The 25,541-nt window shown below is 55.6% G+C and carries 19 protein-coding genes; 8 read left to right on the top strand and 11 right to left on the bottom strand.

Annotated elements, in window-relative coordinates:
* Positions 1-198: 198 nt before the first annotated feature.
* Complete coding sequence (rho, locus tag ACXIZX_RS20120) at positions 199-1,458, bottom strand: transcription termination factor Rho (protein WP_008105744.1); 1,260 nt, start codon at positions 1,456-1,458, stop codon at positions 199-201.
* A 345-nt stretch (positions 1,459-1,803) separates the two neighbouring features.
* Entirely contained in the window at positions 1,804-2,136 is a 333-nt protein-coding gene (gene trxA, locus ACXIZX_RS20115; RefSeq protein WP_008105741.1) for a thioredoxin TrxA, read from the bottom strand.
* Positions 2,137-2,253: 117 nt separating this feature from the next.
* Between trxA and rhlB the strand changes: the two genes are divergently transcribed.
* Together rhlB and ppx are read left to right on the top strand one after the other, a co-directional pair.
* On the top strand, positions 2,254-3,549 hold the full coding sequence (gene rhlB, locus ACXIZX_RS20110; protein WP_061719354.1) for an ATP-dependent RNA helicase RhlB: 1,296 nt from the start codon (positions 2,254-2,256) through the stop codon (positions 3,547-3,549).
* A gap of 7 nt (positions 3,550-3,556) precedes the next feature.
* A complete protein-coding gene (gene ppx / locus ACXIZX_RS20105) occupies positions 3,557-5,041 on the top strand; it encodes an exopolyphosphatase (RefSeq protein WP_061719353.1) in 1,485 nt (494 codons plus the stop codon).
* Between the two features lie 158 nt (positions 5,042-5,199).
* Here the strand turns inward: ppx and rep are convergent, their stop codons facing one another.
* Positions 5,200-7,221 (bottom strand): DNA helicase Rep, encoded by a 2,022-nt coding sequence (rep, locus tag ACXIZX_RS20100; RefSeq protein WP_479404804.1) that lies wholly within the window; start codon positions 7,219-7,221, stop codon positions 5,200-5,202.
* A 72-nt stretch (positions 7,222-7,293) separates the two neighbouring features.
* On the opposite strand from rep, the gene ppiC reads away from it, so the two are divergent.
* A complete protein-coding gene (gene ppiC, locus ACXIZX_RS20095) occupies positions 7,294-7,575 on the top strand; it encodes a peptidylprolyl isomerase PpiC (RefSeq protein ID WP_008105734.1) in 282 nt (93 codons plus the stop codon).
* Here the strand turns inward: ppiC and ACXIZX_RS20090 are convergent, their stop codons facing one another.
* Positions 7,576-9,636: an AsmA family protein gene (locus tag ACXIZX_RS20090; RefSeq protein WP_479404803.1), complete on the bottom strand. Its 2,061-nt coding sequence runs from the start codon at positions 9,634-9,636 to the stop codon at positions 7,576-7,578.
* Positions 9,637-9,697: 61 nt separating this feature from the next.
* On the bottom strand, positions 9,698-10,471 hold the full coding sequence (gene pdeH / locus ACXIZX_RS20085) for a cyclic-guanylate-specific phosphodiesterase (protein WP_479404802.1): 774 nt from the start codon (positions 10,469-10,471) through the stop codon (positions 9,698-9,700).
* Between the two features lie 282 nt (positions 10,472-10,753).
* Between pdeH and kdgK the strand changes: the two genes are divergently transcribed.
* Both kdgK and ACXIZX_RS20075 read left to right on the top strand, forming a co-directional pair.
* Positions 10,754-11,686 carry a 2-dehydro-3-deoxygluconokinase gene (gene kdgK / locus ACXIZX_RS20080; protein ID WP_154181945.1) on the top strand — a complete coding sequence of 311 codons (933 nt, stop codon included), beginning with the start codon at positions 10,754-10,756 and terminating at the stop codon, positions 11,684-11,686.
* Between the two features lie 366 nt (positions 11,687-12,052).
* On the top strand, positions 12,053-12,925 hold the full coding sequence (locus ACXIZX_RS20075) for an alpha/beta hydrolase (protein ID WP_479404801.1): 873 nt from the start codon (positions 12,053-12,055) through the stop codon (positions 12,923-12,925).
* A 3-nt stretch (positions 12,926-12,928) separates the two neighbouring features.
* Here the strand turns inward: ACXIZX_RS20075 and ACXIZX_RS20070 are convergent, their stop codons facing one another.
* The 6 genes from ACXIZX_RS20070 to bcsE form a co-directional block, all read right to left on the bottom strand.
* Positions 12,929-14,437, bottom strand: coding sequence for a M16 family metallopeptidase (locus ACXIZX_RS20070; RefSeq protein ID WP_179452841.1), 1,509 nt, complete (start codon positions 14,435-14,437; stop codon positions 12,929-12,931).
* 245 nt (positions 14,438-14,682) lie between these two features.
* Complete coding sequence (locus ACXIZX_RS20065) at positions 14,683-15,963, bottom strand: dicarboxylate/amino acid:cation symporter (protein WP_008105722.1); 1,281 nt, start codon at positions 15,961-15,963, stop codon at positions 14,683-14,685.
* A gap of 228 nt (positions 15,964-16,191) precedes the next feature.
* Positions 16,192-18,204, bottom strand: a complete 2,013-nt coding sequence (gene hmsP / locus ACXIZX_RS20060) for a biofilm formation regulator HmsP (protein WP_312182520.1) — start codon at positions 18,202-18,204, stop codon at positions 16,192-16,194.
* Positions 18,205-18,451: 247 nt separating this feature from the next.
* Positions 18,452-20,083: a cellulose biosynthesis protein BcsG gene (bcsG, locus tag ACXIZX_RS20055; RefSeq protein WP_179452842.1), complete on the bottom strand. Its 1,632-nt coding sequence runs from the start codon at positions 20,081-20,083 to the stop codon at positions 18,452-18,454.
* Positions 20,076-20,264 (bottom strand): cellulose biosynthesis protein BcsF, encoded by a 189-nt coding sequence (locus ACXIZX_RS20050; protein WP_008105667.1) that lies wholly within the window; start codon positions 20,262-20,264, stop codon positions 20,076-20,078. The genes bcsG and ACXIZX_RS20050 overlap by 8 nt, the downstream gene beginning before the upstream one ends.
* Positions 20,261-21,811 (bottom strand): cellulose biosynthesis protein BcsE, encoded by a 1,551-nt coding sequence (bcsE, locus tag ACXIZX_RS20045; RefSeq protein ID WP_179452843.1) that lies wholly within the window; start codon positions 21,809-21,811, stop codon positions 20,261-20,263. Before bcsE ends, ACXIZX_RS20050 begins: the two co-directional genes overlap by 4 nt.
* Positions 21,812-22,007: 196 nt before the next feature.
* Here bcsE and bcsR point away from each other — a divergent pair, with 196 nt between their 5' ends.
* From bcsR to bcsA, 3 genes are read left to right on the top strand one after another with little or no spacing between them, the layout of a single operon-like run.
* On the top strand, positions 22,008-22,202 hold the full coding sequence (gene bcsR / locus ACXIZX_RS20040) for a cellulose biosynthesis protein BcsR (RefSeq protein WP_061719343.1): 195 nt from the start codon (positions 22,008-22,010) through the stop codon (positions 22,200-22,202).
* On the top strand, positions 22,202-22,933 hold the full coding sequence (gene bcsQ, locus ACXIZX_RS20035; protein ID WP_179452845.1) for a cellulose biosynthesis protein BcsQ: 732 nt from the start codon (positions 22,202-22,204) through the stop codon (positions 22,931-22,933). The genes bcsR and bcsQ overlap by 1 nt, the downstream gene beginning before the upstream one ends.
* Positions 22,930-25,533: a UDP-forming cellulose synthase catalytic subunit gene (gene bcsA / locus ACXIZX_RS20030; protein ID WP_179452846.1), complete on the top strand. Its 2,604-nt coding sequence runs from the start codon at positions 22,930-22,932 to the stop codon at positions 25,531-25,533. The genes bcsQ and bcsA overlap by 4 nt, the downstream gene beginning before the upstream one ends.
* Positions 25,534-25,541 lie beyond the last annotated feature (8 nt).

The following is a 25,541-nucleotide window of genomic DNA, read 5'->3' as shown; positions in this document are numbered from 1 at the left end:
TATTCCGAATTCTGCTGCAGAAAAGCCTGATTGATGAAAAAACACCCGCATCTCTGCCGCAGTCATTTTAAAAGCTTCCTGACTGCGCTAATCCTAATGCCCATAAATAAAAAACGCCACGTTAAGACGTGGCGTTAGCAATATTTCCTAGCAAATTGTGCGAATCACCGCTTGGCTTAGCGACTCGCCGATCGCAACTTAGGAACGCTTCATCATATCGAAGAATTCGTCGTTGGTTTTGGTCATGGCCAGTTTGTTGATGAGGAACTCCATCGCGTCGATTTCACCCATTGGATGGATGATTTTGCGCAGGATCCACATCTTCTGCAGCTCTTCCTGAGTAGTGAGCAGCTCTTCTTTACGGGTACCGGAACGATTGTAATCAATCGCTGGGAATACACGCTTCTCGGCGATTTTACGCGAGAGGTGCAATTCCATGTTACCTGTACCTTTAAACTCTTCGTAAATCACTTCGTCCATCTTCGAACCGGTATCAACCAGCGCGGTCGCGATGATGGTCAGGCTGCCGCCCTCTTCCACGTTACGTGCCGCACCGAAGAAACGCTTCGGACGATGCAGGGCGTTGGCATCCACACCACCGGTCAGGACTTTACCTGATGCTGGAACCACGGTGTTGTAAGCACGCGCCAGACGCGTGATGGAGTCAAGCAGGATGATCACGTCTTTCTTGTGCTCAACCAGGCGCTTAGCCTTCTCGATCACCATCTCAGCAACCTGCACGTGACGTGACGCTGGCTCATCAAAGGTCGAAGCGATAACTTCACCTTTAACCAGACGCTGCATCTCGGTCACTTCTTCCGGACGTTCGTCGATCAGCAGCACCATCAGCAGGCAATCTGGATAGTTGTAAGCGATGCTCTGCGCGATGTTCTGCAGCAGCATGGTTTTACCCGCTTTCGGCGGTGCCACAATCAGACCACGTTGACCACGACCAATCGGAGAAGCCAGATCCAGCACGCGTGCGGTCAGGTCTTCAGTCGAGCCATTACCGCGTTCCATACGCATACGCTTGCTGGCGTGCAGCGGCGTAAGGTTTTCGAACAGAATCTTGTTACGCGCGTTTTCCGGCTTGTCGTAGTTAACTTCGTTAACTTTCAACAGCGCAAAGTAGCGTTCACCTTCTTTTGGCGGGCGAATCTTGCCAGAAATGGTGTCACCAGTGCGGAGGTTGAAACGGCGGATTTGGCTAGGAGAGACGTAGATATCATCGGGACCGGCGAGGTAGGAGCTATCTCCAGAACGGAGGAAACCAAATCCGTCCTGCAATATCTCCAGCACACCATCACCAAAGATGTCTTCGCCGCTTTTTGCGTGCTGTTTCAGGATAGAGAAAATAATATCCTGCTTGCGCATACGCGCCTGGTTTTCCAGCCCCATATTTTCGCCGAGGGTAATCAGCTCAGAAACCGGCGTATTCTTTAATTCGGTAAGATTCATAGTGATGGGTTCTTAAACTCGGGGTAATTCTCGAAATGATTGTCGTGAGTGGTATGGCAAAAATTCCATGCCTGTTAATGGCTCTTTTTCAACTCAGCTCGACGATTATCGTCAGATGTGGCGATAGGAAACGAGGAGACAGTCGAAAGATGATGCCGAATGTGCTAGTCATCAGATTGCCAAACCACGATAACGTTCATTGCGAGTAGGGTCTGACAAGGGAAAACTTAGATGCAAACTACAAGGTAAGAGCGTAATGCAGTGAACTCAACTTAACACGCTTAAAGTGAGACGTCCAGCAGTGGCGACAAAATTCACCACTGCCGAACAAACACCACGCTGGGCTTAGGCCAGGTTGGCGTTCAGGAACTCTTTCAACTGTCCTTTAGACAGTGCGCCAACCTTGGTTGCCGCCACTTCGCCGTTCTTGAACAGCAGCAGAGTTGGGATACCGCGGATGCCGTATTTCGGCGCCGTACCCGGGTTGTCATCAATGTTCAACTTAGCGATGGTAAGTTTACCTTCGTACTCTTCTGCGACTTCGTCGAGAATTGGGGCGATCATTTTGCAAGGACCACACCATTCAGCCCAGAAATCTACCAGAGTGACACCGTCTGCTTTCAGTACGTCTGTGTCGAAACTGTCATCGGTCAAGTGAACGATCTTATCGCTGCTCATGTTTAACTCCAAAAGATTGCGCCTGGCGAATTGGCGGAAATGATACCAACGTAGGTTGACTTTATTTCATCGGATACGCTTTCGTAAAGCGCTAGTAAGCTGATATTCTACCACACTATGAGCAAAACACACTTAACTGAACAGAAGTTTTCCGACTTCGCCCTGCACCCTCAGGTGGTAGAAGCCCTTGATACTAAAGGCTTTAGCCACTGCACGCCTATTCAGGCGCTCGCGTTGCCTCTTACGCTTACAGGGCGTGATGTTGCGGGTCAGGCGCAAACCGGTACCGGCAAAACGATGGCGTTCCTTACGTCAACGTTTCATTATCTTCTTTCTCATCCTGCCGCAGAAGGTCGCCAGACTAATCAGCCACGTGCGCTGATCATGGCCCCGACGCGTGAGCTCGCCGTACAAATTCATGCCGATGCTGAACCATTAGCGAAGGTCACTGGCTTAAAGCTGGGCCTGGCTTATGGTGGCGACGGCTACGATAAACAGCTGAAAGTGCTGGCTGATGGTGTCGATATTCTGGTGGGCACCACCGGACGTCTGATCGACTATGCCAAGCAGAACCATGTCAACCTGGGCGCGATTCAGGTTGTTGTGCTGGATGAAGCCGATCGCATGTTCGATCTCGGCTTTATTAAAGACATTCGTTGGCTGTTCCGCCGCATGCCGCCGGCCACCCAACGCCTGAGTATGCTGTTCTCTGCGACCTTGTCTTACCGCGTGCGTGAACTGGCGTTTGAGCACATGAACAACGCCGAATACGTGGAAGTTGAGCCTGAGCAGAAAACCGGCCACCGCATCAAAGAAGAGCTTTTCTATCCTTCGAATGAAGAGAAAATGCGCTTGCTGCAGACGCTAGTAGAAGAAGAATGGCCAGATCGCGCCATCATCTTCGCCAACACCAAGCACCGCTGTGAAGACATTTGGGGTCATCTGGCTGCCGATGGTCATCGCGTGGGTCTGCTGACCGGTGATGTGGCGCAGAAAAAACGCCTGCGTATTCTCGACGACTTCACCAAAGGCGATGTGGATATCCTGGTTGCCACCGATGTCGCGGCACGTGGTCTGCACATTCCTGCGGTAACGCACGTGTTCAACTACGATCTGCCTGACGATCGCGAAGACTACGTTCACCGTATCGGCCGTACTGGCCGCGCGGGCGCCAGCGGTCACTCCATCAGCCTGGCGTGCGAAGAGTACGCGCTGAACCTGCCGGCAATCGAAGAGTACATCGGTCACGGTATTCCGGTGAGCAAGTACAACAGCGATGCCTTGCTGAATGAACTGCCACCGCCGAAGCGTCTGCAACGCAGTCGTTCAGGAAACGGTCCTCGCCGTGGCGGTAACAACAATAACCGTCGGAGCGGCGCGCCGCGCAATAGCAACCGTAAACGTTCGGGTTAAGCACACCATGCTAAGCGCATCGTCACTTTATGCAGCGATTGATTTAGGTTCTAACAGCTTTCATATGTTGGTGGTGCGCGAGGTGTCTGGCAGTATTCAGACCGTCGCGCGAATAAAGCGCAAAGTGCGTCTGGCGGCTGGCCTCGACAAAGCGAATCATCTCTCTGCCGAGGCGATGCAACGCGGCTGGCAGTGCCTGAAGTTGTTCTCCGAACAGTTGCAGGATATTCCTCCGGAACAAATCCGCGTGGTGGCAACCGCCACGCTGCGCCTTGCTGAAAATGCGCAGGATTTCCTCACAACGGCTGAACAGATTCTTGGCTGCGCGGTAAATGTCATCAGCGGCGAAGAAGAAGCGCGCCTGATTTATCAGGGTGTAGCGCATACCACCGGCGGTTCCGATCAGCGTTTAGTGGTCGATATCGGCGGCGGCAGCACCGAACTGGTGACCGGCGAAGGCTCGCATGCCACCACGCTGTTCAGCTTGTCGATGGGCTGCGTAACCTGGCTTGAACGCTATTTCAGCGATCGTCATCTGGCAAAAGAGAATTTCGAGCAGGCCGAACTGGCCGCACGCGAGATGATCCGTCCGGTGGCCGCTGCGCTGCGTGAGAAAGGCTGGCAAATCTGTGTCGGCGCGTCAGGCACCGTACAAGCGTTGCAGGAAATTATGATGGCACAGGGCATGGATGAGCGCATCACCCTGAGCAAACTGCAACAGCTGAAACAACGCGCGATTCAGTGCGGCAAGCTGGAAGAGCTGGAAATTGAAGGATTGACGCTGGAGCGCGCCTTAGTGTTCCCGAGCGGTTTATCGATCCTCATCGCTATCTTCCAGGAACTGAGCATTGAAGGTATGACGCTAGCCGGTGGCGCACTGCGCGAAGGCTTAGTGTATGGCATGCTGCATCTGCCGGTTGATCGCGATATCCGCAGCCGCACATTGCAGAACGTGCAGCGTCGTTTTGCCATTGATATTGATCAGGCCGGTCGCGTGCGTCAGTTGGCGGAGAGTTTCTTCCGTCAGGTGAGCAGCAGTTGGAAGCTGGATAACCGATGTCGCGATCTGCTACTTAGCGCCTGCTCCATCCACGAAATTGGCCTGAGCGTCGATTTCCGTCAGGCACCGCAACACGCCGCATACCTGATTCGTCATCTCGATCTTCCTGGCTTCACTCCCGCACAGAAAAAAATGCTGGCTTGCCTGCTGCAGAACCAAAGCGGCAGTATTGATTTGGCGTTGCTGACGCAGCAAAACGCCGTGCCGCCGCGCATGGCTGAGCGTTTGAGCCGCTTGCTGCGCTTAGCAATTATCTTCTCCAGCCGTCGCCGCGATGACACCTTGCCTGCCGTGCGTTTACAGGCGGATGATGATGCGCTGCATTTGACGTTGCCAGCCGGCTGGCGCGAAGTGCATCCGCTGCGTTCTGAGCTGCTGGAGCAGGAGAGTCATTATCAGTCGTACGTGCACTGGTTATTGACTATCTCCTAATCGAACCTGCTCTGCTTGCTGATGCTGCGTTGAAAAGTTCACGTCAAATGCTCATTTACAACACGTAAACTCCGCTTTGCCGTGAACTTTTCGCCTTGCCTCCGCTGCGCTCGCAACGGTTCTCGCCTGAGGCCTGGTTTGTGGGCTGAAGGAAACAATTAACCCTTCTTCGCATTCTCCAGCATCGCTCTTAACCCGGCGACACGCGTCTGTCCGGTCTTCACGCGCTCTTCTGCGCTCACCACTTTTTTCTCGCGTTCCCACACAACATCGTCCTGCGGCAACTCCAGCAGGAAGCGACTCGGTTCCGGGCGCATCAGCTCGCCGTACTGACGGCGTTCACGGCACAGCGTAAAGGTCAGCTCTTTCTGCGCCCGGGTAATTCCCACGTAGGCCAGACGCCGCTCTTCCTCGATATTATTCTCATCGATGCTGCTCTGATGCGGCAATAAACCCTCTTCCATGCCGACCAGATAGACATACGGGAACTCCAGCCCTTTTGAGGCGTGCAACGTCATCAGCTGCACCTGATCGAGCTCCTCGTCGCTCTCACCGCGCTCCATCATGTCGCGCAGGGTAAAGCGCGTCACCACCTGCGCCAGCGTCATCGGTTCGTTAAGCTCATCGCCTTCCAGCATCTCGGTCATCCACTGGAACAGCAGGTTAACGTTCTTCATGCGCATCTCAGCCGCTTTCGGGCTGGGCGAAGTTTCAAACAGCCAGCTTTCGTAGTCGATGCCGCGAATCAAGTCGCGCACCGCATTAACCGGCTCGCGTTCGGTCAGCTGGACGATCTCATTCAGCCAGTGCGTAAAGCGCTGCAAATGCTCCAGCCCGCGCCCGCTCAGCGTTTGCTCCAATCCCATATCGAAGCTGGCGTGATACAGGCTTTTATTGCGGAGGTTGGCCCATTCGCCTAGTTTTTGCAGCGTTGCCGGGCCAATCTCACGGCGCGGCGTATTCACGATACGCAGGAATGCGCTGTCATCTTCCTGATTGGTTAGCACGCGCAGGTAGGCCAGCAAATCTTTGATTTCCGGACGCGAGAAGAACGATGTGCCGCCCGAGATACGATACGGAATACGGTTCTGCATCAGCTGCTTCTCAAACACACGCGACTGATGGTTGCCGCGATAGAGAATGGCGTAATCTTTGTAGGCGGTTTTATTGATGAAGTGATGCGCGATCAGTTCACCCGCCACGCGTTCCGCTTCGTGATCTTCGTTATTGGCGCTCAGCACCTTCAGCTCGCTGCCCTGCCCCAGCTCAGAGAACAGGCGCTTCTCAAACACGTGCGGATTGTTGGCAATAAGGATATTGGCCGATTTCAGGATGCGCTGCGTCGAGCGATAATTCTGCTCCAGCTTCACCACTTCCAGCGCCGGGAAATCCTGTTGCAGCAGCACCAGATTTTGCGGACGCGCGCCGCGCCACGAATAAATCGACTGATCATCATCGCCCACCACGGTAAAGCGCGCCCGCGCACCCACCAGCAGCTTCACCAGCTCATATTGGCTGGTGTTGGTGTCCTGATACTCATCCACCAGCAGGTAGCGAATGCGCTGCTGCCAGCGTTCGCGCACTTCCTGATTGCGCTGCAGCAGCAGCGTCGGCAGTGCGATTAAGTCGTCGAAATCCAGCACGTTGCAGGATTTCAGGTGTTGGTCATACAGCTGATAACAGTGCGCAAAAATCTGGTCGCGCTGCGATTGCGCTAAACCCGCAGCGCCCTGCGGATCGACCAAATCGTTCTTCCAGTTGGAAATGGTGGAAATCAGTTGCTGTAACAGCGTCTTGTCCTCTTCCAGCCACTGTTTAGTCAGGTCTTTGAGCAAGGCCAGCTGATCCTGATCGTCGAACAGCGAGAAGCTGGCTTTCATACCCAGCGCCTTGTATTCGCGTTTGATGATCTCTAGCCCCAGCGTATGGAAGGTGGAAATCATCAGGCCGCGCGCCTCTTTACGCCCCAACGTCTGCGCCACACGCTCTTTCATCTCGCGCGAGGCTTTATTGGTAAAGGTCACGGCGGCGATATGGCGCGCCTGATAGCCACATTCGCGGATCAGGTGAGCGATTTTGTTGGTGATCACGCGGGTTTTACCCGAGCCAGCACCGGCCAGCACCAGACAAGGACCGGTGACAAATTCGACAGCTCGTTGTTGGCTGGGGTTTAAACGCATAACGGAATTCGCTCAGTGGGATCAAAAGAAACAGGGTTATAATGGCCGGATTATACACATTAGGACTTCATCATGGCGAAAACCGCGGCGGCTTTACATATCCTCGTGAAAGAGGAAGCGCAGGCCAAATCCCTGCTCGCGCAGCTTGAGAAAGGCGCGAACTTCCAGCAGCTGGCAAAGAAACACTCTACCTGCCCATCCGGGCGCAACGGTGGTGATTTGGGTGAATTTCGTAAAGGGCAAATGGTGCCGGCATTTGATAAGGCGGTCTTCTCCTGTCCGCTGCTACAACCTTACGGACCGGTGAAAACCGCCTTTGGTTACCACATCATCAAAGTGCTGTGGCGTAACTGATCACTTCTGATTCTTCATCTGCTGCAGCACGTTATTGCACTGATTGTCGTCGGTATCGCTAGGCGAAATCAGTGCGATCAACGCGGCGGCCGGTGCAACTACCGCACCGAGCGCCACCGCTGCAGCACCGCGCGCAATCAGCGGCCCGGCTTTCACGCCGGCATCCGGATTTTTAAAGGTGCCGCGTACATACAGCGGCGAGCGCAGCGTAATGATACGAATCCCTTTACTCTCCGGATTGATCGACAAGTCCATGCGTTCGTTGGCGAAGTTGACGTTGCCCGTCACGTTGATCACCGCGTTCTCAGTATCCAGCAGGAACAGTTTTGGCGTCGCTAAGCCCTGCCGAATGTTCAGATCGGTTGCCGCGCAGTTGATCTTCACTTCGTCATCGCCGAACAGTTTGCCAACCACATAGTTACCGACGTTCAGTCCGGCAATCTCCATCAGGCTGCGGCTGATCAGGCCATCATTCATCAGTAGCTTCAGTTCGCCATCGCTGGTACCCAGTAAGTCCGCCACCGAATTGCCGGTGCCACTCAGCGAGGCATCGCCGTTAAGCTGGCCCAAACTGTTTTGCATCGCGGTGACATCCGGGAACAGCTGACGCAGGCGTAGCTTACGCGCGTGCAAATCGGCGCGTCCGCGCATCGGGCTGCGATCGCCCTCCAGATGAATGGTGGAGTTGATGCTGCCGCCGGCCATCCCGAAGCGCAGCGGATCGAGCAGCAGGTCGCCGTTTTTCAATTGCAGATGGGTATAGAGATCGCTGAGCGGCAGCTTGCTGCTGTGTTCGATGCGTTTGCCGCTAAACTTCACATCCGCATCCATCACATCCCAGCTCTTGGTATCAAACTTGTCATGCGGCAGAACACGATCGGCGGGCTGCGTTGAGGCATCGCCGCGTTGTGCTTTGGCTTGTTGCGTTTTCTCGCTGCCTTTGCCGGAATTGACGCCAATTAGCGGCCCCAAATCTTCCATCCGCAATTGGTTTGAGGTCAGTTCACCGGTCAAAGTGGGACGCGGTTTGCCCTGACGATAAACGAGTGAACCGTGAATATCGCTGTCGCCGATGTGGCCGTTAAACTTCTCGTAGCGGAACAGCGGCCCTTTCTCCTCATTGAAACGCGCAATCAAATGGCCGTCGGTTTCGTACGGCGGCGTATCAGGCAGCAGCACGCCGGTCAGGCCATACAGATTCGCCAGCGTATCGCCCGCGAAGCGCAAACGCACATCCAGCCCGCCAAGATTGAGCGGATCCTGCAAGGTGCCATCAATGCGCACGCGTGTGGTGCCATTGCGCACATCCACCTGCAGCGGGAACGGCGTGGTTTTACTGCGCAGCGATAACATGCCGCCAATTTTACCGTCGCCATCCAGCTTCTGATTGTTGTAGGTGCCGTTCGCCTGCCAGCCAAAGACAAAATCACCCGCGCCCTTCTGCTGATCGTCGCCGCCCGCCACCTGCGCGTACGGCACCGGTTTGCCCAGCGGATTGATGGTTACCGTGACGTCGGCTTTATTGACGGCGTCGCGATAGCGCACTTGTCCCTGATCGAACATGATGTTGTCGAGGCGGAAGGACCAGGCAGAAGGCGCGGCATTAGCATCGCTGTTCTGGCTGCTGGCGAGATCAAAGGTCCAGTTATTCTTTTTGTCAGCGGTTTGCACCAGCCGCGCATCCGGCTTTTGCATCTTGATCCACGGCAGGTAGATCTGCTGATGCAGCAGCGCCAGCGGCGCAATCGTCGCTTCAACGCGCTGCAGATGCACCATGGTGACATCAGGAATGGATGGCGGATTACCGAGCATCACATCGTCGGCATGCACCTGCGGCCACGGCACCCAGCTGCGCCAGCCTGGTTCTTCGCGGTTGCGAACCCAGGCCACGCCGAGATCGCCGCGAATCGCGAAAGGTCGGTTCAGTTCGGCCGAAACTTTTTGATTAATCGTAGGTTTCAGGCGGTTCCAGTCAAAGGTGGCGATGATCACCACAATCACTACAACCAATAACAAAAAAATCCCGAACACCCAGCTCAGGATCTTTCGAGTACGTGACATATTGCTTCCTCCTTGCCCTTCCACGTCTGACTAAGGATAGTCGAGACGTCGCGGAACGGGATCAGGGAAGCTCAAGTGCCATACGTTCCAGCTCGCTAAACGGCACCGGACGCGAGAAGAAGTAGCCCTGCGCCGCCATGGCTGGCGAGCTGCGAACTTGTTGCCACTCCTCTTCGGTTTCCACACCTTCGACGATGACGCCGTTGCAATAACGGTTAATCAACGCCAGCAGCATCGAGAACATTGAGCGGCCTTCATCGCTGGCGCGCAGCAGCATAAACAGCTCGCGCGAGAGTTTGATGTAGTCGTAACGCAGTTCGGTCAGCGCCGAGAAGTTCGCCATGCCGGAGCCAAAATCATCCAGCCACAGCGGCCCGAGTTCTGGCATCTTCGCTACCATCTCTTCCTGCGGCAGCGCATGATGTTCCGTCAGTTCGAAGCGCACCCACGGCAGCTGAGCGATCAGCATGCGGATCGATTCATGCTGCTCAATCTCCATCAACGTTGGACCGTCGATATTCACCGACGCCACCAGCTGACGCTGATTGAAAAACGGTGACCATGTTATCAGCAGCTCGAGTTGTTCCTGGACGACACCGAGCCGCTGCGCGATAGTCAGTGCTTCAAAATAGTCTTCGGGCGACAGCCTTTTTTCTGGCGCGGAGGGATGAGTCACCGCCGTCAGTAATTCAATGGCCAGCAAGCGGCCGGAAACCTGATAAATCGGCTGGAAAGTATAGAATCGTTGGCACTGCTGCCAGAAGAGACGCGTTTCCTGTTGTTGTTCCAGTTCATTTGAAACAGGCAGCCGATGACTCAAATTCTTCATCACCATGGTTTTTTCCTGGTTGGTGTCGAGTGCCTGCAAATAGCATCTCAGCGGCAAGTATCGGCGATCGCCGGGATAACTTTATCAATCTCGTTAGTCCCATGAATAGTTGAGTGTAACAGCGTGCTTCGCGCTTAATCGGCAAAACAAAACGCGCTTTGGCCGTTAAATCGCCGTAGCGCCGACGGTTTACTGCCTTAAGTTAAATCAAAACATCGTTTTAAAAACCATTGACGACTGCCATACCAGACGCGAGACTAGGGCAGAATTCACTATAGGCCGAAGACCATGACGCAGAAGAAAATCGCCATTATTGGCGAATGCATGATTGAGCTGTCCGAGAAAGGTGAGAACATCAAACGCGGTTTTGGCGGTGATACGCTGAACACGGCGGTTTATCTGGCGCGCCAGTCAGATAACCAGCAGCTGCGTGTCGATTATGTCACCGCACTCGGCACCGACAGCTTCAGTGACCAGATGATCGCCGCCTGGCAGCAGGAAAAAGTCGAAACCGCGCTGATTCAGCGCCTCGATAATAAAATGCCAGGCCTGTACTTCATCGAAACCGACGAACACGGCGAGCGCACTTTCTGGTATTGGCGCAACGACGCTGCCGCTCGTTTCTGGCTGGATAGCGCGCAAGCGGACCAGATTTGCCAGCAGCTGGCGCACTACGATTATCTCTATTTGAGCGGCATCAGCCTGGCGATTCTGCCAGCGGCCAGTCGCGACAAATTGATGGCGCTGCTCAGCGCCTGTCGTCAGAACGGCGGCAAGGTGATTTTCGACAATAACTATCGGCCGCGTCTGTGGGCCGATAAAGCCAGCGCCCAGCAGGCGTATGCCGAGATGCTGCGCCATACCGACATGGCATTCCTGACGCTCGACGACGAAGATTTGCTGTGGGGCGAGCAGCCGCTGGATGCGGTGATTGCCCGCACACGCGCCGCTGGCGTACAGGAGATTGCCATCAAACGCGGTGCGGATTCCTGTCTGGTGGCGGTCGGCGATGAGCCGCTGCGCGACGTCGCCGCCATCAAGCTGGCGAAAGAGAAAGTGATCGACACCACCGCAGCAGGCGACTCCTTCAGCGCCGGTTATCTGGCGGTGCGTTTAGCCGGTGGCAGCGCTGAAGATGCCGCCGCACGCGGCCATCTCACCGCCAGCACGGTGATCCAGCATCGCGGCGCGATTATCCCGCTGAGCGCAATGCCGCGTTAATCCTGCTGCACATTTGTAGGGTCGCCATTTATGGCGACCAAATCCATAAACACCGCTAACAAACCCACCCGCAAAGTTTGCCTTAACGCAGCATTTTTCCCTGCCAATTTCCGCTAATCACCTGACTCATCCACTTCTGTAACAAAACCCGTACTACTTCTTCAACCACGCTAATCAGATCGATTTAAATTCAATGCGTTATGGCACGAAATCTGGCCGCCAGGCATAGTCCGAAACTGGCGAAATCAGCGGTTTTCGGCTGGACGCCAGCGGCAAAAGAGACCATGTTTTAATCAATAACAGCAGGACGCTGTTACTCCGGCCGCGAAAAAAATAACGACAACATGACTCGCTCAGGACTGACTTATGCACACAGAAATCATCAATATCTGGCCACACGGTGATGCGCCAGGCGCGAGCGATTCGCGCGCTCAGCCGCAAATCGTCGATCTCGCCAAAGAGTACGAACCTTATGACCGCGCCGCCACCGGCGTGCGCTGCCCGGAGATTGCCATCTGGCATCCGGAAACCTCGAACGGCATCACGCTGCTGGTGGCACCGGGCGGCGGTTATCAGCGGGTATTGATCGACCGCGAAGGCAGCGCGCTCGCCACCTTCTTCACGTCAATGGGTTACACGCTGGCGGTGATGACGTATCGCCTGCCGTATGACGGTCACCATGAAGGTCCAGACGCGCCGCTGGCTGATGCGCAGCGTGCGGTGCGCGTGCTGCGTGAACGTGCGCAGTGCGGGTTGAACGGCAAATATATCGTGATGATGGGCTTCTCGGCGGGCGGACACGTTGCCGCCAGCCTCGGCACGCGCTTTGGCGAGAAACTCTATCCGGTGCAGGATCAGGCCGACAGCTTTACGCCGCGCCCGGATGCGATGGTGCTGCTTTATCCGGTGATCAGTATGCGTGAAGGTCTGGCGCATGAAGGTGCGCGCACCCGCTTGCTCGGCGCGTGGCCGGATCAAAGAATGATTGATGCTTACTCAATGGAAACGCGCGTGCATGCGCAAACGCCACCGACGCTGCTGATTCACGCCTCCGATGATGAGTCGGTTTCGGTGAACAACAGCATGGTGTTCTTCAGCGCGCTACGTGAGCACAAAGTGCCGGTGGAGATTCACTTCTACCAAAAAGGCGGCCACGGATTTGGTATCCGTGGCGTGGCAGATTTGCCTTTGGCAAGCTGGCCGATGCTGGTAACAGAATGGCTCAGAGCGAAGACCTGATAATCAGGATGATGGCGCGGTCTGTTCCGCCGCGCCTGCGCTGTTATCTGGCTTCACTTCTTCCGGGCTAGCCGGAGCCGCTGGCGGTTCCGGTAGCTTCATCACTTTATCCCAGCCTTCCTGCAGCATCTTCACGTTGGTCTCGGCTTCACCCTGCGGTTGAATCAGCACCATGGTCAGCTCCTGCGACAGTTGCTGGCGCAGCTCCTGATTCAACTGGTCACGCGTCATCTCGCCGAGGAACGTCTGACGCAGCTTTTGATACTGCTCAGGCGCAATGTCCACGACCGAATTTTGCTGCGAGCGCAGACGCTGGCCCATCAGAATATCGGTGTCGGTGCGGGCGTAAGTGGCAAACAGCTTATTGAGCTCCAGCAGCTTCTGCGCCATCAGCGCATCAAACTCCTCCTGCGGTAACCCTTTGTCGCGCACCGCCGCCAGCTCTTTCGCCACCTGATTCATATTCTGCGGCAAAGAGGCGTTCGGGCTGTCCATGTTGATCGAGCACTGCGCGCGCTGATAAAGCACACGGCAATCGAAACCAACCTGCACGCTTTGCGCTTTGCTGTCAGCCAGCGCGCGCTGCACATGCCAGAACAGCGCTTCACGCGCTAAATCGCTCTGCCAGTAACGCTGCAAATTCTGCGAATCGCGAATCGGCTGCCATGCGGTGTCCCACACCAGCGACAGGCGATCCTGACTCATGCCGCCATTCACCAGATTCACCGGCTGATGCGGCAGCGGAGACAATGTTGGCAGCGCGGCTGGTGCCACGCGTTTGCCTTTCAGCGGCGCAAAAGCTTTGTTGATCTGCTCCGCCATGCTGCGGCTATCGACATTCCCCACCACGTACAGCGTCATGCCGTCTGGCGTGTACCACTGCTGATAGAAGCTGTTGAGTTGGGCGATATCCACCGGCGCGCGCGGTTGCTCGCCCGGATCGTGCGCCAGCATCGCCGAACCTTTCAGGCGGTAGCGCCACCACACATCCTGGGTATTGGCGGGCCATGTGGCAATCGGATCGGTGGCCGTTAACGCAGTAGCCACCACCTGCTCATTAATCGTCATTTTCCCGGCGGTCGCCGCCAGCCAGCTGAGCGCTTCTTTCAGCAGATCAGGGCGGTTATTCGGCAAGCTCAGGTTGTATTGGGTGTAATCGTACGACGAAATGGCGGGCGGCAGCGGACGTTGCGGATCCATGGCTTGCTGCCACAGCGCGCGTTGCTGATTGGTGTCCAGCGTGGCGTTATGCACCATCGCTAAACGCGGTAAAAGATGGCTATAGCCAGTTTGTTGCGCACTCTCCACCAGCGAACCGGTGTTAACAATCAGGCGCAGTTCAATACGATCGCTTGGACGTTGTGGTGTGGTCAGCAGCTGCCAGCTAAAACCATTGTCCAGTTTGCCTTCCTGCCAGGCGGGATCGGGTTGGAGCGTCTCGGCGTGCACGCCAAAACCGGACGCTGCCAGTAGCAATCCGCCAACCAAAAGCCGAATTCTGGTGCCCTGCATGTGAACCCCTACTCAAACAGATCAACGCTCGTTAGCGCGGCATGTTCGGCCACATCTGGGGTGACCGGTGCGGCATTTTGCCGCCACGTTTATTTAATAACAGACTCTTTGACCACGAGAAGGTCAGGATGTCGCGCAACGAGGCAAAAAATCGGGAAAAAAATCAATGGGGTTTATTATGCAAATGCCCGCTGTCAGGGCAAGCGACAGCGGGCATTTCTCGGCAAATTAACGCAAATAGCAGGTTATGCGGCGGTTTCTGGTGCGTTATTCACCTTTTTCCCTGAAGAAAGCGTCGCATTCAGTTGTTTCTCATCCAGTTGACCGACCCACTTCGCCACCACGATGGTCGCTACGCCGTTACCCACCAGATTGGTCAGCGCGCGCGCTTCGGACATAAAGCGGTCGATACCGAGAATCAGCGCCAGACCAGCCACCGGTAAATGTCCCACCGCTGACAAGGTGGCCGCCAGCACGATAAAGCCACTGCCGGTTACGCCCGCTGCGCCTTTTGAGGAGAGCAGCAGCACCACTAACAGCGTGATTTGGTGGAACACATCCATATGCGCGTTGGTCGCCTGCGCGATAAACACCGCCGCCATGGTGAGGTAAATCGAGGTGCCATCCAGGTTGAAGGAGTAGCCGGTTGGAATCACCAAACCCACCACCGATTTCTTACAGCCCAGCTTCTCCATCTTATCCAGCATGCGCGGCAGCGCCGATTCAGATGAGGATGTACCGAGCACAATCAGCAGCTCTTCTTTGATGTAGGCGACAAATTTAAAGATGTTGAAGCCGGCGAAGCGTGCAATCAGCCCCAACACCACCACCACGAACAGCACGCAGGTGATATAGAAGCAGATGATCAGTTGACCCAACTGCACCAGCGAGCCGACGCCATATTTACCGATGGTAAAGGCCATTGCCCCAAAGGCACCGATTGGCGCGAGACGCATAATCATGTTGATCACGCCGAAGATCACTTTCGAGAAGCTTTCAATGACGTTGAACATTACGGTGCCGGCGCTGCCAAGACGATGCAGGGCGAAGCCGAACAGAATGGCAAACAGCAGCACTTGCAGAATATTGCCGCTGGCGAAGGCACCAATCACGCTATTCGGGATCACATCCAGCAGGAAGGCGACCACACCTTGCTGCTCCGCTTGCTGCGCGTAAACCGCGACCGCTTTGGCATCCAGCGTGGCCGGATCAACGTTCATGCCCGCGCCAGGCTGCACCACGTTAACCACCACCAAACCGATGATCAGCGCGATGGTGCTGACCACTTCAAAGTACAGCAGCGCCACTGCGCCCGTACGTCCAACGGCTTTCATGCTCTCCATGCCGGCAATACCGGTCACCACCGTACAGAAAATCACGGGGGCGATGATCATCTTGATCAACTTAACGAAACCATCGCCAAGCGGCTTCATTTGCGCGCCTAACTCAGGATAGAAGTGGCCCAACAGGACGCCGATGCCGATGGCAACCAGTACCTGAAAATAGAGGCTTTTTAAGATTTTCATAACAGGTGTCCAGTAAGACGGTTCGCACCGCCATTGTTGTGGAGAACGCATGCGGCAAGCCGCCAGAAGCGTAAAACCTTACCGATGGCGAGGAAAATAACACCCTGTTAACAAGATTAATATCCCCTACTATTCCTTACAAAAGTTACAAAACTCTAACTATGAACTGAAACGCTTCAGCACAGCGCTTCGCTACAATTTTGTAAGGAAAATCAATAACCAAGGTGATTATTCAGGGAGTTGCGAGCTATTGAGCCAGCGTTGATTAAAGACGTGGAGCGGCAGCGCTTCAGCGTATAAGTAGCCTTGCCCTATAGTAATTCCGCGTGCCAGCAGCCAGTCGCGCTGCTCGGCGGTTTCCACACCTTCGGCGATGACGTCGAGATGAATGATGTCGGCAATCGCCGCCACGATGCGCACCATGGTGTCGTCATCCGGCAGCGCGGCGACGAAGCTGCGATCCATTTTCAGCTTATTCACCGGCAGCGCTTTGAACTGATGCAGATAGTTGAGGTTGGAGTAGCCCATACCGAAATCGTCGAGCGCCACTGCCACGCCGGTTTGCTGCAGTAAGCGCAGCAGCGCAATCGCCTGCTCGGCATCGCCAATCTGCGCGGTTTCGGTGATTTCCAGTACGAAGTTGCCCGGCGCAATGCGATGGCGCTCCAGTAAGCCCTGCAAATGGCTGACCATACTGGCATCACGCAGCTGCACCGCCGAGATATTGACGCTGAGCGGGATATTAATGCCCTGCTTCTGCCAGCCGGCCAGAATGCGGCAAGCTTCTTCAAACACCCAGCGACCAATGGCCGAAATCACGCCAATCTCTTCGGCGCTGGCAATAAACTCTTCTGACAATCCGTAGCTGCCATCCGGCATGCGCATGCGCAGCAGCGCTTCGGCACCAGCCAGTTCGCCGGTTTCCATATTGATTTGCGGCTGCAGATAGAGGGCAAACTGCTCGTCCTGTAAACCTTGCAAGATGTCGTGCTCCTGCGTTAAACGCTTTTGCGCCCGCTCGGTGAGCGCCGGGTCGAAGAACAGAATCTGGTTTTTGCCCTGATGGCGCGCCGACATCATCGCCGAGGTAGCGCGATCAAGCTGTTCGCTGGCCGAAATGCTGTTCTCTTCGTGCAGCGCCAAACCAATGCTGGCATTCGGACGCAGCTGCAGCTGTTGCAGGTTCACCGGCTGATTGATGCGAATCATCAGGTTGCGCGCTAAACGCATGGCGCGGAACGGATTGTGCGCGCGCTTCATCAGCAAGGCGAAGTCGCTGGGGCCGGTTTGCGCCAGCAGCGAGTGATCGTCAACGGTGCTGCGAATCTTCTCCACCAGCGTCAGCATCAACGTATCGCGCTGCTCATCGCTCAACACGCCGTTGGCTTCCTGCAGCGTTTCAATGCGAATCACCATCAAGCCCCACGCCTGACGATTGTGGCGATGGCTCATGTGCTGTTCGAGCAGTGCGAGGAACAGCGCGCGATTGGGCAGATCCGTCACGGCAAAATGGGTGGTCATGCGGCTCATTTCGTCGTGAATCGACTCCAGCACCTGCTGATTGCGGTTGTAGCTGCGGATCAGCATGCCGATTTCATCATCGCGATGATTATGCGGCAGCTTCATTTTGTGGGTCAGAATCGCCTGCGGCGGCAGCTCCTGCAAATCACGCGAAATGTCGCGCAGCGGATGCACAATCAAGCGATTGATACACCAGCTGATGGCGATCGAGAGGATCAGCGCCAGCAGCAGATAGGTGGTGATCATGGTCGACAAGGTGCTGAGCAGGAACTGATAAACGCGCGAGGAGTCGGCCTGCAACACCAAATAGGCAATCGGCTTTGGCAAGCCCGATCGCTCGACCGAATAGAGCGGCAGCGTGATTTGTACCGGCAGTTCAAACAGGCGCGCGACCCAGCGCGGTACCGGTTTTTCCGGCGCGAAATCGGCGTGCAGCGCCTGGAAGGCATTCGGCAACACCACATCGGCGCGCGATAAAATACCGGCCGGTTTTAGGGTATTGAGGATACGTTCCGCTTGCGGAATATCGGCTTTAAGTACTGCTTCGGAGAGCGGCTGACGCACGGTGTGCGCCACATTTTCCATTTGCTGGGCGTAGTCAATCCTGCGCTGCTGCACAAAGTGAAAGAGCTGGATGACAATAAAGATGCAGATGGTCACCATCGCCACGGCGGAAACCGTCGCCATCTGCTTTATCGTTAGAGAACGACTGACGCGCAACAAAACTTCTCCAGGCCACATAGGCGTGTAATGAGATGAAATTCGCAGCGAGTATATCCCAGGTCACGCGTTTTTTTCGCCGGGATAAAGGCGAAAAATAGGCAAGTTGGGTTATTTATGAAGTGATTCGGAATTATGCAGGTTCCAGCGTAAGTAAATGCATGCCAGGTCGCCATAAATGGCGCCCCTACGATATAAATTCTGTAGGGTCGCCATTTATGGCGACCTGGTGCATCCTCGTTCCGGATTACTGCGGATACGGCACCCAATCGCCGCCGTTCAGGCGGATCCACGGTTTGCCCTGATACATCATCACCACCGCATTATCGTTCTCCGATACCACCGGCGTCTGCGGCAGATTATCGGTCAGCACCGACATATTAACGTTCGGCGCGTTAAACACCTGACCATCCACCACGCGTGAGACGATTTCCGAAATCGCCATCAGGCTGGTTGGCGTCTCCACGCTGAGCGGCTGGCCCTGATGCGGAGCTTTCATGCCGACAAACTTGATGCCGACCGGCACATGAGTGATATCCGGACTTGGGATATCACGCAGTCCTGACATCTGCATTTTGTCGCCCTGCAGCGCCGCGCCGTGTTCCGGCACCACCAGCACCATTACGCGACGACCCGATTTCTCCAGATTAGTCAGGAAAGCATCGAGCTGATCAAACAACACTTTGGCGCGCGGCTGCCAGTCGGCGCTGCGCGTGCTGCCGAGCTCGCGCGTACCGTCGTGCAGCGGAATCAGGTTATAGAAGGTAGCGGAGCGCGCATCGCTGCTCTTGGTGCGATCGTCGAGCCAGCGCTGCATCAGCTGCGCATCATTAAATACCGGCGAGCCATCAAACGACGTCACTTCCGGCGCGATGCCCGCCTGCGACATCAACGGCGCCTGCAGATTGCCCTCTTCACGCAGCTCTTTGAGATAGTTACCAAACACGCCGGTGTGATCCATCATCAACTGCTGTTTAAAGCCCAGCTTGGCCAGATTATCAAACAGGTAGCAGCGCTGATCGGTGGCTTTGTACAGATCGCTGTGCGAGCTCTGGCCGCAGCTGGCACGCAGCAGACGAATTCCCGCCGGGCCGCTGTAACCGGTGGCGGAGTTGTAGTTGTTGAGCAGAATATCGAAGTGCTGCCACAGCGGATGATTGCGCAGCTGCGCGACATTCAAATCCGACCACGACAGCGAACAGATGTTGATCACCAGAATATCGAACGGCTGCGAATCGGCAGGCAATGCGTCCGGGAAGTGCGTTGAACGCTGGCGCTCGGCGTCGTAAAAACGGTTAAGCCACGCGGTAAGATTGGCGCTGGTTGGCGGCGCGGATTGATCGAGGCCATCTGGCGCTTTCGCCGCAGGCGTATCGTTGAGCTTCACCGTCGGCGTAGCGGCGCTGCTCGGCAGTAAATTCATTGCCGGCCCGGCGATCGTCAGCACGTTGAGCCAGATCAGCATCAGCGACACCAGCACGGTGACGCGAATCCACTGCGCGACAAACAGATACAGCACCAGCAGCACAAAGGCCGCGCCAATCATCTCCCAGTTGATAAAGCGATCGGCAAGGTCGAGCAGATAGCTGGGCGAGAAGCCCGCCAGCTGACTGCCCTGGCTCATGATCGAGTTGAGTCCCGGCAGCCAGGTATCGTGCCAGAACAGCGTAATGCCAATTGGCAGCGAAATCCACTGACGCAGACGATGCAGCCGCGCGCTCGGCAGCGGGAACAGCAGCCACGCCAGAAACACCAGATTACTCAGCGCGTGGAAATTGAGGTAGCCATACCACAGCAGCGCAAATTTGATCAGGAAGTAAAAGTTCCAGCCACCGAGGCCGCGCCACCACGAACCGTGCATCGTGAATCTGTTATTCATGTTTATCCGTTTTATTGGTTTTGCGTTGCCACTGCCCTTCTGATTTCAATGCGCGCGTCGGCAGCAAACGTAGCAGCGGATTGGTGCCGCTGCGCGTGAGCCCGCGCCCAAACAGTGATCTCAGGAACAGTAAAATCAGTAACAGCAGGATCGCCACCTGCACCCAATCCATCAGTGTCATTGGTGGCTTACTCCGTCGAGGTTGAGGGTAATCGGCTGCGGCGTTTGTGCTCCGCGCTCAGGCACGTCGGCCTGCGTAGCGACTGGCACAGCGGCCAGCGGCGCGGCTTGTCTGTCGCGCTGTACCACCGATGTCAGCTGACGAATCTTGTCCGCCTCCGACACGATCTGATTATCTTCAAACCAGACGATGCGATTGCTAAACAGCTCGTCATGCGGCAAGGAGAAGATTGATTTAAGCGCGATATCCAAGTCGTTGAAGCGGCACGAAGAGAGGAACAGATAGATGCGGTCGTTCACCAGCGTCACCAAATCACCGAAGCGGCGCGGTTTGCACAGCGTCAGAATCTGTTCGGGTTTCAGCTGCGGCACCGCACGCAGCGCCACCAGCAAACCTTTGTCATTTTCCGGCAGCAACGTGTTGGCCATTAGCTGCTGCACCGCCGCGCAAAACGCGTCCAGCGGTAAATAGCCTTTCTGCTGCAATGGTTGCAGCGCCTGCATCAGGGCGTTGAGATTGGCAGGCACATGGCGCGAGAACTGTTGCCCCTGAATCCCCTCCAGCGTGGTAAGAAAACGCGACAGGCTGGCCGCCGTTGGTACGATGGCATTCACCCCGCAGGCCAGCAGCAAACGCTCATCACTGTAGCGCAGCGTGGTACTGATTTCGCGCACCACAATCTTAAGCGCGCTACCGCGTGAACGGCGCAGACTATGGACCATGGTTGCTAAAGAATTAATGTCTTGGTTATGGACCAGGCTAAAGATGACGGTTGCCGCATTTGCCTGCTGGGCACGCGAGAACACGCTTTCATTGTCACTAAATAATTGCCACTGCACAGAAAGTGGCGGTGCGCCTTCCAGCACACCTTCTTGCGCAAGGAATTGGTTTTCATCATTGCGGCTTAATGGAATATTTTGTTCTGCATCATTTTCGGCAATAAATTGATTATCACCGCAACTCAAACGGATAGCACGATCGGCCAGTAATTTATCTGCCGCATACCACCAGTTAATTCGATATTGCCAACTGTCCTGCTGAAAATCTAAATGCGCGAGACCATCAAGCTGGCGAAAATAACCTTGCAGATGATTACGTAAGTGAATTATTGACGCGCCGGAGGTGATCATTAACAGCGTGATTTGTTTTTTTGTTATCAATCGACGCATGCGCTTAAGCCAAATGGTCAACTCATCGGGCGATAATTTTCCCCACAACGCGGCATTACTATAAAAAATCACCAGTCCGCTGCGACTATTCAGCACGCGGGAAAAATCACTCTCCAGCTGCTGTAAGCTACTTTTATTCGCCGGCAGTGAAAATAACGGCATACGCGCCGGACCGCCGGTGGGATCGGGCGTCAGCAGCGCCTGCGGTTTCTCGTCTGCACTGATCAGCGTAGCCGCCTTTTGCTGGCTAACCACCTGACGTAAAAGCATTCTTGCATCTTCCTGACGCTGGCTGGTAATCCAGTAAAACCCTGGATTCTGCAGAGTATTTAATTCCTGCTGAATCTGCTGCAGGCCAAGCGCATAATGATTTTTCATATTTTATTCGCGATCGATAAAATCGAGGCTAGTTTAATCCACACAGCCACAATTGGAACCGGTGAAATAAAAAAATAGCCTATTAATGCAAATCACATTGATCTGTGGATAGCATTTGTCTTTACTTCAGGTTTAAACTTTACAAAAAATAGAAGCACAATTCATCCGTTGTCGATTTTTTGGTGGCAAAAAAATAATGAAAACAGAGAATGCATTTTCGCTAAATGCTGCTAGCAGCGAAGAGCACGATGACATTACCGCTTTGAGTGATGCCTTTTCTCTCAAGGCATTTCGTTACATTGATATTGCCCGCGAAGCGCGACTTAATACCATTATGACGCGCTGGCCATTGCTGCGTGAAATAAGCGCGGCACAGGAGTCAGAACGTTAATGCCTGTTATTGCATTACAAGGATTGCGTGGCGGCTGTGGCGCCAGTTCGCTGAGCGCCGCGCTCGGCTGGGCGTTTAACGCGCTGCAGCAATCGGTACTGGTTATCGACTTTTCCCCGGTAAATCAACTGGCTGCCCACTTCAATTTGCCGCTCACCCACACTCAGGGTTGGGCATCTGCGCTGCTCGAACAGCAAGCTTGGCAGCAGTGCGCACAGCGCTATCAAGCGGGACTGGATTTTCTGCCGTTTGGCGCACTCACGCCGCAACAGAGCGCCAACATCAGCAATATCAACTCAGAATTTGCCGCACCGCTGCTAAATGCGTTACCGGCCCTGAAATCACACTACGACTGGATTATTTTCGACATCCCAGCGGATCTGTTGCCGTGGCAGCGATCTTTGGTTGCCGCAGCCGATCGTTTGCTGCAGGTGCTGACGCTGGATGCCAACTGCCAGTTGCGTCTGCATCACGCGCGTTTTCCTGCGCACACGCTGTTCCTGATCAACCAGTTCAACGCCAACAGCCAACTGCAGCAGGATTTGCATCAGCTGTGGATCAGCTCGCTGAAAAACCTGATTCCACAGGTCATTCACCGCGATGAAGCGCTGGCGGAAGCGCTGATGATGAAACAACCGGTGGGCGAATATCGGCCGCATGCGCTGGCCAGTGAAGAGATCAACACGCTGGCCAACTGGCTGCTGCTTAATGTGGCGGGAGGCGTGGCGTGAATCCATTACGCTGGCTGCTGATGCCGCAAGCGTGGCAGGCACTGCAACGCCGCGCACAGCTGGCGCATCAGCATGGCGCGGGCCGCTTCACCATCGCACTGCATCTGATGTGGTGCGTGCTGGCGTGGTCGCTGTTGCGGCTGGAAACACCCGGCTGGCAGCGCATCCTGCAACATCGTCAGCGTTACTATCCGCAAATTTCGCCGCTGCGTCCGCGACCGCTTGACCCGCTGCGCTATGCACTGCAAAGCCTGTGGCTGATGCTGGTATTGCCGCTCGACAAGCGCACGCGTAAAAGTTTCAGCGTCAAGCCGCTGTTCCGCTGGCGCGAACGGCTGTATCAATGGCTCGGCGCGCTGCCAGCACGGCTGGAACACAACCGTTTTGCCCAGCGCAGCGAACAACGTATTCAGGCGCTGCCCGCGTGGTTGCGTCAGCTGCTGTTTATCGTGGCGGCTGTTGTTGCCAGCCTGCTGGCGCTGCTGTGCATTTCGCAACCCTTCGGCATCACCACGCAGTTTGTCTTCGTGCTGCTGTTATGGGGATTAGCGATGCTGGTGCGGCGCGTGCCGGGGCGCTTGTCTACTATCATGTTGATCGTGTTATCGCTGACGATTTCCTGCCGTTATCTGTGGTGGCGCTATACCGAAACCCTCAACTGGGACGATCCGCTCAGCCTGACGTTTGGTCTGCTGCTGATTGGTGCCGAAACCTATGCGTGGGCGGTATTGGTGCTGGGTTATTTCCAGACGCTGTGGCCGCTCAATCGTCAGCCGGTCTCGATGCCGCCGGAAATTACCTCGTGGCCGAGCGTCGATATTCTGGTGCCGACCTACAACGAACCGCTCAGCGTGGTGAAACCGACCATCTACGCGGCGATGGGCATCGACTGGCCGCAGGACAAACTGAATATCTACCTGCTGGATGATGGCACGCGCGAAGAGTTCCGCGAATTTGCCGCCAGCGTCGGCGTCAATTACGTGGTGCGCCCTACTCACGAACATGCCAAAGCGGGCAACATCAACCATGCGTTGAAAGCGGTGTGCCGCAGCGAGTATGTGGCGATTTTTGACTGCGACCATGTGCCGACGCGCTCGTTTCTGCAGCTGACCATGGGCTGGTTCCTGAAAGATCATCGGCTGGCGATGCTGCAAACGCCGCACCACTTCTTCTCGCCCGATCCGTTCGAACGTAACCTCGGCCGCTTCCGCCAGACGCCTAACGAAGGTTCGCTGTTCTACGGTTTGGTGCAGGATGGCAACGATACCTGGGATGCAGCGTTCTTCTGCGGCTCCTGCGCCGTATTGCGCCGTACCGCGCTGGATCAGATCGGCGGCATTGCGGTAGAAACCGTCACCGAAGATGCACACACCTCGCTGCGCCTGCATCGTCAGGGTTACACCTCGGCGTATATCCGTATTCCACAGGCTGCCGGTTTGGCCACCGAGAGTTTGTCCGCGCATATTGGCCAGCGTATCCGCTGGGCGCGCGGCATGGTCCAGATTTTCCGCCTCGATAACCCGCTGTTTGGCAAAGGGTTAAAGCTGGTGCAGCGCCTGTGTTACGCCAACGCCATGCTGCACTTTCTCGCCGGGATTCCGCGCCTGATCTTCCTGCTGGCACCGCTGGCGTTTCTACTGTTCCACGCCTACATCATTTACGCGCCCGCGCTGGCGATCGCCATCTACGTGCTGCCGCACATGCTGCACACCAGTTTGACCAACTCGCGCATTCAGGGCCGCTGGCGTCACTCGTTCTGGAGCGAAGTGTATGAAACCGTGCTGGCGTGGTACATCGCGCGACCAACCACGGTGGCGCTGTTCAATCCGCATAAAGGCAAGTTCAATGTTACCGCCAAAGGCGGTTTGGTGGCCGAGCGTCATCTCGACTGGGTGATTACCAAGCCGTACATGATGCTGGTGCTGCTGAATATCGCCGGTATCGGTATGGCCTTCTGGCGCATGGCGTACGGTCCGGCCAACGAAATGCTCACCATTTGGGTCAGCCTGGTGTGGGTGATCTACAACATGATTATTCTCGGCGGCGCGGTGGCGGTTTCGGTTGAAGCGCGCCAAATCCGCGAAGCGCATCGTGTGGAAATCGCCATGCCCGCCGCCATCGCGCGTGAGGATGGGCACATGGTGCCGTGCACATTGCGCGACTATTCCGACGGCGGCGTGGGCGTTGAGCTGCGTGAAGCCGATGCGCTGAAAGAGGACGAAACCGTGTCGCTGCTGCTGCGCCGTGGTCAGCAAGAGTTCAGCTTCCCGTGTCAGGTGCAACGCGTGTTTGGCCGTCGCGCCGGCATTCGTTTGCATCAACTCAGCACGCGTCAACACATTGAATTTATTCAATGCACTTTCGCCCGCGCCGATACCTGGGCGCTGTGGCAGGACGGCTTCCCGGAAGACAAACCGGTGCAAAGTCTGGCCGACATTATGGTGCTGGGTTTTAAAGGCTATCTGCGTCTGGCCGAGTATGGCCCTGCACCACTGCGCCGTTTATTCCGTGGGCTCACCGCATTGGTGAGCTGGCTGGCGACACTGCTACCGCAGCGTATTGACCGCCAGCCCGCGACGATCAAAACCGATTTTACTTAAGTTGATGA

The sequence above is a fragment of the Candidatus Pantoea symbiotica genome (assembly GCF_056491525.1).
This window is presented reverse-complemented; position numbering and strand designations above follow the sequence as displayed.

Bases quoted from the DNA above. Each gene is read 5' to 3' on its own strand.
- rho (WP_008105744.1), bottom strand. From the start codon at position 1,458: ATGAATCTTACCGAATTAAAGAATACGCCGGTTTCTGAGCTGATTACC.
- trxA (WP_008105741.1), bottom strand. From the start codon at position 2,136: ATGAGCAGCGATAAGATCGTTCACTTGACCGATGACAGTTTCGACACA.
- rhlB (WP_061719354.1), top strand. From the start codon at position 2,254: ATGAGCAAAACACACTTAACTGAACAGAAGTTTTCCGACTTCGCCCTG.
- ppx (WP_061719353.1), top strand. From the start codon at position 3,557: ATGCTAAGCGCATCGTCACTTTATGCAGCGATTGATTTAGGTTCTAAC.
- rep (WP_479404804.1), bottom strand. From the start codon at position 7,221: ATGCGTTTAAACCCCAGCCAACAACGAGCTGTCGAATTTGTCACCGGT.
- ppiC (WP_008105734.1), top strand. From the start codon at position 7,294: ATGGCGAAAACCGCGGCGGCTTTACATATCCTCGTGAAAGAGGAAGCG.
- ACXIZX_RS20090 (WP_479404803.1), bottom strand. From the start codon at position 9,636: ATGTCACGTACTCGAAAGATCCTGAGCTGGGTGTTCGGGATTTTTTTG.
- pdeH (WP_479404802.1), bottom strand. From the start codon at position 10,471: ATGGTGATGAAGAATTTGAGTCATCGGCTGCCTGTTTCAAATGAACTG.
- kdgK (WP_154181945.1), top strand. From the start codon at position 10,754: ATGACGCAGAAGAAAATCGCCATTATTGGCGAATGCATGATTGAGCTG.
- ACXIZX_RS20075 (WP_479404801.1), top strand. From the start codon at position 12,053: ATGCACACAGAAATCATCAATATCTGGCCACACGGTGATGCGCCAGGC.
- ACXIZX_RS20070 (WP_179452841.1), bottom strand. From the start codon at position 14,437: ATGCAGGGCACCAGAATTCGGCTTTTGGTTGGCGGATTGCTACTGGCA.
- ACXIZX_RS20065 (WP_008105722.1), bottom strand. From the start codon at position 15,963: ATGAAAATCTTAAAAAGCCTCTATTTTCAGGTACTGGTTGCCATCGGC.
- bcsG (WP_179452842.1), bottom strand. From the start codon at position 20,083: ATGAATAACAGATTCACGATGCACGGTTCGTGGTGGCGCGGCCTCGGT.
- ACXIZX_RS20050 (WP_008105667.1), bottom strand. From the start codon at position 20,264: ATGACACTGATGGATTGGGTGCAGGTGGCGATCCTGCTGTTACTGATT.
- bcsE (WP_179452843.1), bottom strand. From the start codon at position 21,811: ATGAAAAATCATTATGCGCTTGGCCTGCAGCAGATTCAGCAGGAATTA.
- bcsR (WP_061719343.1), top strand. From the start codon at position 22,008: ATGAAAACAGAGAATGCATTTTCGCTAAATGCTGCTAGCAGCGAAGAG.
- bcsQ (WP_179452845.1), top strand. From the start codon at position 22,202: ATGCCTGTTATTGCATTACAAGGATTGCGTGGCGGCTGTGGCGCCAGT.